The sequence below is a fragment of the Nocardia sp. 852002-20019_SCH5090214 genome (genome assembly GCF_001665865.1).
Taxonomy (GTDB): Bacteria; Actinomycetota; Actinomycetes; order Mycobacteriales; family Mycobacteriaceae; genus Nocardia; species Nocardia nova.
Genome location: NZ_LZMK01000453.1, coordinates 1 through 7933, shown reverse-complemented (window position 1 = coordinate 7933; position 7933 = coordinate 1). Strand labels below are relative to the sequence as shown.

Genomic DNA, 7933 nt, shown 5'->3' with positions numbered 1-7933 from the left:
TACACCCTGCCCGGCCACCTGCGCACCCATGACAGCCGCACCGGCGATGCCCGCTCCCGCGCCGCCCGCCCCGCCCGCGACTTCCACATCATGGACTACTCGGACGGTCGCTACCTCGTCCGCCACACCAAACACGACCTCCGCGCGGACCCCGCCGACACATCCATCATCCAGAACCACCTCCAACGCCTCATCGACGCGACCGTTCAAGGATTCCGTGAGGACAACGACCCGAGTTATGCGTAAGACGCAATTCGGCCCTCGGTCATCAGTACTCGAGTTCCCGCCAACCGATGACGATCGGGAACGGGAAATCTATCCGCACTCCTTCCGAGTCGGCGGGAGACCACTCGCCGGCAAGTAGATAGTTGGCCGGATGTAGCGGCCGAACGCCCGGGGGAGATCGCCGTGACCGGTTTCGAGGGCGTAGGCACGAATCGTGGCTATCGCGCTCTCCGTGCGGGCCAAGGCCACCTCCCTCGCAAGCAGCACGAAACGTGTTCTGTGGGAGTAAATTTCGGTCCAACGAGGTTGTATGGAGAGCGTCTGTCGCGGTGGATCCCGACCGACGCTTCGGCCATGACCACCAGGTGCACGATGCGAGGAGAACTGATGCCCGGACCGGAGTTTGCGACGCTGCGCGAGCAGGTAGCCGCGTTGCAGGCCAAGACCATCTCGGCGACCGAACTGCTCGAACTGAGCATCGCGCGGATCGAGAAGTTCGACGAGAAGGTCAATGCCGTTGTGGTGCGGGATTTCGAGCGCGCTCGCGTTGCGGCGAAACAGGCCGATGCGGCGCTGGCGCGGGGTGAGGATGGGCCGCTTCTCGGCGTTCCGGTCGCGGTGAAGGAATCGTTCAATATCGCCGGTCTGCCGACCACGTGGGGTCTGCCCGACGCGAAGGGGTGGGTGCCGGCGGAGGACGCGGTGCTGGTGTCGCGCGTCAAGGCAGCGGGCGGGGTTGTCGTCGGCAAGACGAATGTGCCGTTCTTTCTGCGTGATTGGCAGTCCTACAACGACATCTACGGCACGACCAACAATCCGTGGGATCCGACTCGTTCGCCCGGTGGTTCGTCCGGAGGGTCGGCCGCCGCGCTCGCGGCGGGGTACGTCTCGCTCGCACTCGGCTCCGATATCGGCGGCTCTCTGCGGGTGCCGGCGCATTTCTGCGGCGTGTACTCGCACAAACCGTCCCGCACGCTGCTGCCGGGGCGCGGGCACATACCGCCGCGCACGCCCGCACTGGAGGCTCCCATGGACCTCCCCGTCGTCGGTCCGATGACCCGCAGCGCCGCCGACCTGACCTTGGCGACGCGGCTGCTTGCCGGGCCCGACGAGGTGGAGGCGGTCGCCTACAAGCTGGAGTTGCCACCGCCGCGCGGCGAGGAATTGGCGCAGTTCCGCGTGCTGATCATCGACAGTCATCCGTTGCTGCCGACATCCACCGTGATTCGCGACGGTTTCGACCGGATCGCGCGGGGGCTCGAGAAAGCCGGTGCCACGGTCGCGCGGCAGAGCTCTCTCCTGCCCGACCTGACGCTGACCGCGAAAACCTATTTCACAATGCTGATGTCGCAATTCGGCGCCGATGCCCCGGCCGACGCGATCCGGGCGATCCAAGCCGTCGTCGCCGAAATTCCGCCGGAGACCGACACCGTCGAGGCGGTCATCCAACGAGCCTTCGTCGCCGGCCACGGCGATTGGGTGAAGGCCGACCGCGTGCGCATCGGCCTGGCCGACGGGTGGCGTCACCTGTTCAAGGAATTCGACGTGGTGCTGTGCCCGATCACGCCGACACCCGCTTTCCCGCACGACCATTCGGGGATGGACACCCGCACGATCGATATCGACGGCACCGCCTACCCGTACAACTACAACCTGGTGTGGGCGAGTATCGCCACCCTGCTCGGGCTACCGGCGACCGCGGCACCGATCGGACACTCGCCGGAAGGGCTGCCCTTCGGCATGCAGATCATCGGCCCCTACCTCGAAGACCCGACGACCTTGCGGTTCGCCGAATTGCTCGAGCAGGAGTTCGGCGGATTCACCCCGCCGCCCGGCTTCGAGTAGGCGCTGGCGACGCGAAGTAGTCGAGCGAGGCGAGAGGTTTCAGGCGACCTTCCAGGTACGGTCGCCGAGCGTGACGACAAGGTCGACCGATCCGCCCAGAGCCGAGACGTACGCTCGGATCGTGTCGATGCCGGACACCTCGCCTCGCTCGATCTTCGAGACCCTCGCCTGCGAAATCCCCAAGGCTTCAGCAACTTCTGTCTGTGTGAGGCCGATCGACTTCCGGATCTCGGCGAGCTGGTGGCCACGCACATAGGCCTCGTGCCGTTCTCGGGCACGATCTCGTGCTGCAGCGCGCTCTGGTTCGGTTCGGGAATCGGCCTGGCGCGCTTTGGCCTTTACCTCGCTCCAGGTGCTGAACTTCGAACTCATTGCTGCTCCTTCAACGCTTCCAGATGCCCAGTGAAGCGCTTGTCGGCCAGGGGTATTGCTTCGTAGTACCACCCCTGCCATTCGTCGGCTTTGTCGCCTGCGACCAGGACTATGGCCTCTCTCGCTGGATCGAATGCGAACAACATCCTCACCTCCGATCGGCCGGTCGATGCGGGCCGGAGCTCCTTCATGTTGTGGAAACGGCTGCCCTTCACTCGGTCCACCAGGGGCCTTCCGGCGGCTGGACCCTCTGCGGACAGATAATCCAGCGCCATTTCGATGAGGTCTCCCGACTCCGGATCGTCCGCACAGACTGCCAAGAACCACGACTCCACCTACGGATGAAGACTGATCTCCCAGGTCACCACGCCGAGTATAACCTATTTGTTATACTGCCGCTGTTCCGCCGCGGGAGTGACGCAGGTGCCGAGTTCACATCGGAAGGATCAGCAGCCCGCCTGGAACGGATAGCAGGTTGCCCCCTCCGTCGGGGTTGTCGAATGTTGCTGTGTGCTTGGGGTTTCGGTGGGCGGCGGGGCGGGCGTCGTTGTCCTCTCGGGCGGGCGGACCTGGGATGGTGCCGGTTGGGAGTCGGACTGTGCGCGGGGGTGGTCTTTGCCGGCCATGTAGCCGATGCCGCAGATGAGGATGAGCACGGCGGCGATGCCGAGGAGTGCGGTGCGGAGGCGGTGGCGTGCTGGGGGTTGGGTTCGGAAGTTGGAGTCTGTGCTTGTCTCCCGGGGTGCGGGTGCGGGTGCGGGTGCGGGACTGGCGTCGGTCTGCAGAGCCTGTGTGGACGCAGGCTTCGGGGCCGCTCGCGAAGTCTGTACAGCTGAGAATGTCGCGTCGGCGTGCGAAGCCGGTGGGGTCGCGCCGTAGGAGACCGGTGAGGTTGACTGGGCTGAGTCGGGCGACGCGGCCGGTGGGGCGGCGTTGTGTGGGGCGTCCTGCGAAGGCGGGAGGTGTGAATCTGTCGGGGCCACCTGTGGATTCGGTCGAGCTTGGCCTGCCTGTTCCGGTTGGTGAGCCTGTGCGTCCGGCGAGGTGGCGACGGCGGCCGAGGTCGGCGGGGTTGCGGGTGTCGAATCGATCTGCGAAGACGGGTTGGGTGAACCTGAGGGGATCCCTTGTGAATTCGGTCCGTCCCAGTCTGCTTGCGCCGGCTGGGCGACCGGGGCGTCAGGTGGCGCGGAGACGGGCGTCGAGGTAGTTGAGCTTCCGTCTCCTTCTCTCGGGACCGCCGACACCTCGGTCGGGAATCCCTCCGCCAGCAGTTCCGCGTAGAGCCGGCGGCGGCTTTCGGCGTCGCGGGTGCGGTCGACTCGCAGGGCTGTCAGCACGGTGACGACCAGCTCCGCGGTCCACGGTGTTCGGTCGCGGTGCTGGGCGGTTCGGCCGAACCACGAGTAGAGCTGGGAGGCGCTGTCGCCGAGCAGGACGGTGAACCCGGCGGGCATCGGGCCCTTGTCGAGGGTGACCGTGTTGCCCGACTTGGGTATGAGCAGGGTCAGGCCGTCCACGAACGGTTCCGGGCCGCGTGTCAGTTCGGCGACGAAGGTTCTCAGGGCGGAGACGGGCCTGCGCACTTGGTGCAGCGGGTTGAGGTCGTCGCCGCGGAGTTGGACCGGGTCGCCGTGGATGCCGGGTGCGGACCACCGCTCGTTCATCGAATACGACAGCGGTCCGCGGGTCTTCTTGCGCAGAGCGTCGACCTCGATGACGGCCGCCGCGTGCGGAGTGAAAACCAGAAGATCGGCTTCGGTGCTCCCGCCGTCCAGCCTGGGGATGTAGACGCCGGAGACGGCGATTCCGGGTTGGGTGACGTAGTTCGCGAGCCATTCGACGACCTGCTGTTGGGTCTTCGGTTTGGTGATGTCGCCGTTGATTACCAGCATGGCCGGTTCGACCTCCAGAAGCGTTGTAACACATCAACGTTAACCGAGTGCTTCCACCGAAAGTCGCGTGATAACGCTGCGCTACAACGGCTTTCGGGCGGTAATGGCTGGTGGGCTGCTCGGCGGCCCATGGACGGTCGAAAAGTGAGATAAGACAACAAATTCCGACCGGACGGAATGTCGACTCGGAGTCGCTGAGGGTGTACGCGGAGCGGTCGGCTCGACGTTCCGCGTCGTCGGCGTTGCCTGTCGGGGTGCGGGCGGGGGGCACTGCCCGCCGGGCGCGCGGCGGCCCAGTGGCGACCGCTCGCGGCAACCGCGAAGGATATCGATATTCTCCGCTATGGAATTCTCATTCTCATTGAGAGAGAATGATCCGTATGCCTGACACGCCTCGCCCTGCCACAGCACTCGACGACGCCCCCGCGCCCGATAGCGCCGACGTGGTCTACTGGGACCCGTTCGACCGCGAGATCGCGAAGGACCCCTACCCGATCTATCGGCGGATGCGGGCGGAAGCGCCGCTCTACTACAACGACAAGCACGACTTCTATGCCCTCACCCGCGCGTCGGATATCGATCCCGCACTGCTGGACTGGGAGACGTACTCGTCGTCGCGGGGGCCGATTCTGGAGATCATCAAGGCGGGGATCGAGATTCCGCCGGGCACGTTGCTGATGGAGGATCCGCCGGCGCACGACATCCACCGCGCGCTGCTCAAGCGGGTGTTCACGCCCCGGCGGGTGATGTCGCTGGAGCCGCAGATCCGCGACCTGTGCCGGCGGTCGCTGGACCGGCTCGCCGGGAAAGACCGGTTCGATCTGATGACGGCGTTCGCGAACGAGGTGCCGATGCGCGTGATCGGCATGTTGCTCGGCATCCCGGAGGCCGATCAGCAGACCGTGCGCGACAAGGCCGACAGCGCGCTGCGCACCGAGCCCGGGCAGGGAATGCAGATCTCCGACAAGGCGATTCCGGATGCCGAACAGTTCGCCCAATACATCGACTGGCGCGCCGACAATCCCTCCGACGATCTGATGACCGAGTTGATGCGCGCCGAATTCGTCGACACCGAGGGCGTGACGCGGACGCTGACGCGCGACGAGATCCTGACCTATGTCTCCGTCGTCGCGGGGGCCGGTAACGAGACCACCGCCAGGCTGATCGGCTGGCTGGGTGCGCTGCTCGCCCGCCACCCCGAACAGCGCGCCGAACTCGTCGCCGATCCGAGCCTGATCCCGAACGCGATCGAGGAGACGCTGCGATTCGAGCCGACCGGCCACGCCATCGCCCGCTACGTCACCAAAGATGTGCAGCTCTACGGGACCACCGTGCCCGCCGGCAGCGCGATGATGCTGCTCATCGCGTCGGCGAACCGCGACGAGGAACGCTGGGACGACCCGGAGCGGTTCGATATCCACCGCAAGATCAGCAATCTCCGCACCTTCGGCCTCGGCACCCACTTCTGCCTGGGCGCGGCGCTGGCCAGGCTCGAGGGCAGGGTGGCGCTGGAGGAGCTGTTGCGCCGCTTCCCGACGTGGGATGTCGACTGGGACGACATCACCTTGTCGTCGACCTCGACCGTGCGCGGCTGGGAGACATTGCCGATCACCGTGGGCTGACGCACCGAGCAGCCGTCTCCTGTCGGCGATCGCGCAGGGCGACAGCAGAGTTCACCGAACCGTCGTTTCGGGGACGTTCCCGTATGTCAGAGTCTGACGGTATGGGTGTTCTGCGGCGCATGGCGGCCGGTGGTGCCGTCGCGATGAGTCTGGTCGCGCTGTCCGGATGCGGCGGAAGCAGCGAAACCACACATCGGGGCGCGATACCGCTGGTCTCCACCAGCGACCTTCCGGCGGCGCAACCCGGCGAGGTGCACCTGTTCGGGATCAACGATCTGCACGGCAATCTGGAACCGCCGGAGGCGAGCAACGGTCAGGTGGGGGAGTACACCGCGGGCGGGGCGGCGTATCTGGCCACGCATCTGCAGCGGTTGCGGGCGGCGTATCCGGACAGCGCGGTGGTGTCGGCGGGGGACAACATCGGGGCCAGTCCACTGGTGTCGTCGCTGTTCCACGACGAGCCGACGATCGGCTATCTCAACCAGATCGGCGTGGCGGCGTCGGCGGTGGGCAATCACGAACTGGACCACGGGGTCGTGGAACTGGGACGGTTGCGCGCGGGCGGCTGTGCGCTCGACGGGTGCTCACCGGGGGAGCCGTTCACGGGAACACACTTCGATTTCCTCGCCGCCAATCTCACCGACTCCCGCGGTGAGCCTCCGGCCGGAGTGCGGCCGTGGACGATGCTGACCATCGGCGGGCACAAGATCGGTGTCGTCGGGGTGGTGACGCCCGATACGGTGAATCTCGTTTTCCCGGAAGGAATTCGCGGTTACACCTTCGGCGAGGAAGCCGAGGCGATCAACAAGTACGTGCCCGCCATGAAACAGGCCGGTGCCGAAACCGTTGTCGCCCTGGTGCACGACGGCGGCGCCCAGGGAACACCGGCGAAGACCACCGACTACAACGGTTGCGCCGACATCAGTCCGGATGTGCCGGCGCTCGCGGCGCATACGGATCCCGCCGTTCGAGTGCTGCTCACCGGGCACAGCCATCAGGCCTACAACTGCGAATTCGACGGCAAGGTGGTCACGCAGGCGTCGTCCTACGGGCGCCTGATCACCGACGTCACGCTGCGGTTCGACCACGGGAAGGTGTCCGCGCACGCCGTCAACCGGGTAGTGACCCGCGATGTCGCTCCCGATCGGGCGGTGGACAAGTCGATCGCATTCTTCTCCGGCCAGGCGGCGCCGCGCGCACAACGGGTCGTGGGCACCGCGACGGCCCCGCTGACGCGCAGCGATCGCGGTGGCGGCGAATCCCCGCTCGGTGCGGTGATCGCCGATGCGATGCTCGATGTCACCCACGATTCGGCGCAGGCCGTGGCGGCGTTCATGAATCCGGGCGGCGTGCGCGCCGACATCGGCCCCGGGCCGATCACCTACGGCAGCATCTACGAGACGCAGCCGTTCGGTAATCAGGTCGTCACCGTCACCCTGACCGGTCGCCAGATACTGGACCTGCTGGAACAGCAGTGGGACAACAAGAGCAAACCCGCCGTGCTCTCGGTCGCGGGCATCTCCTACTCCTACGACGACAAGGCCGCCCCGGGACACAAGGTGATCGCCGATTCCGTCCGCATCGGAGACCGGCCGGTGAATCCGGTCGCGACCTACCGGGTGACCACCAACAACTTCCTCGCCTCCGGCGGCGACGGCTTCGCAGTGTTCACGCGGGGCACGGATACGGCGGTCGGCCCGACCGATCTGGACGCCCTGGAGACCTACCTGCGTGACCGTGGAGCGGTCGGTCCGCCCGAGGAGCGCGTCCAACGCCGGTGAGCGACCTGCGGCGCGATACGTCGAGTTCGCCCACATTTGTGCTCGCAGCAGGCACAATGCGGACATGCGCGGCGGGCGGGAGCAGCCAGCAGCAGACCGCCGGGCGGGACGGGAGCCGGGCGCTGGGCATCCATCTGGTGGACATGCTCACTCACCGCTGGGACCTCGCGCGGGCGCTGCACCGTCCCTGTCC

General features: G+C 66.5%; 6 protein-coding genes and 1 pseudogene. 4 read left to right on the top strand and 3 right to left on the bottom strand.

Features of this window, described 5'->3' with window-relative positions:
- Both A5780_RS41635 and A5780_RS38655 read left to right on the top strand, forming a co-directional pair.
- Positions 1-246 (top strand): annotated as a pseudogene (locus A5780_RS41635) (hypothetical protein); the annotation flags it as partial.
- 366 nt (positions 247-612) lie between these two features.
- Positions 613-2070 (top strand): amidase, encoded by a 1458-nt coding sequence (locus A5780_RS38655; RefSeq protein WP_064911502.1) that lies wholly within the window; start codon positions 613-615, stop codon positions 2068-2070.
- A gap of 39 nt (positions 2071-2109) precedes the next feature.
- Here A5780_RS38655 and A5780_RS38650 read toward each other — a convergent pair whose 3' ends face one another.
- The 3 genes from A5780_RS38650 to A5780_RS38640 all read right to left on the bottom strand — a co-directional run bounded on the left by A5780_RS38650 (position 2110) and on the right by A5780_RS38640 (position 4337).
- Positions 2110-2442: a helix-turn-helix domain-containing protein gene (locus tag A5780_RS38650; RefSeq protein ID WP_064911499.1), complete on the bottom strand. Its 333-nt coding sequence runs from the start codon at positions 2440-2442 to the stop codon at positions 2110-2112.
- Positions 2439-2777 (bottom strand): type II toxin-antitoxin system RelE/ParE family toxin, encoded by a 339-nt coding sequence (locus A5780_RS38645; RefSeq protein WP_064911498.1) that lies wholly within the window; start codon positions 2775-2777, stop codon positions 2439-2441. The genes A5780_RS38650 and A5780_RS38645 overlap by 4 nt, the downstream gene beginning before the upstream one ends.
- Before the next feature lie 111 nt (positions 2778-2888).
- Complete coding sequence (locus A5780_RS38640) at positions 2889-4337, bottom strand: NERD domain-containing protein (protein ID WP_064911497.1); 1449 nt, start codon at positions 4335-4337, stop codon at positions 2889-2891.
- A 380-nt stretch (positions 4338-4717) separates the two neighbouring features.
- On the opposite strand from A5780_RS38640, the gene A5780_RS38635 reads away from it, so the two are divergent.
- A complete protein-coding gene (locus A5780_RS38635) occupies positions 4718-5959 on the top strand; it encodes a cytochrome P450 (protein WP_064911501.1) in 1242 nt (413 codons plus the stop codon).
- Between the two features lie 101 nt (positions 5960-6060).
- Positions 6061-7740, top strand: coding sequence for a bifunctional UDP-sugar hydrolase/5'-nucleotidase (locus A5780_RS38630; protein ID WP_231983232.1), 1680 nt, complete (start codon positions 6061-6063; stop codon positions 7738-7740).
- Positions 7741-7933 lie beyond the last annotated feature (193 nt).

What these genes read in the sequence shown, in the direction of transcription:
- A5780_RS38650 (WP_064911499.1), bottom strand. Translation starts at nt 2,442, where the DNA reads ATGAGTTCGAAGTTCAGCACCTGGAGCGAGGTAAAGGCCAAAGCGCGC.
- A5780_RS38640 (WP_064911497.1), bottom strand. Translation starts at nt 4,337, where the DNA reads ATGCTGGTAATCAACGGCGACATCACCAAACCGAAGACCCAACAGCAG.
- A5780_RS38635 (WP_064911501.1), top strand. Translation starts at nt 4,718, where the DNA reads ATGCCTGACACGCCTCGCCCTGCCACAGCACTCGACGACGCCCCCGCG.
- A5780_RS38655 (WP_064911502.1), top strand. Translation starts at nt 613, where the DNA reads ATGCCCGGACCGGAGTTTGCGACGCTGCGCGAGCAGGTAGCCGCGTTG.
- A5780_RS38630 (WP_231983232.1), top strand. Translation starts at nt 6,061, where the DNA reads ATGGGTGTTCTGCGGCGCATGGCGGCCGGTGGTGCCGTCGCGATGAGT.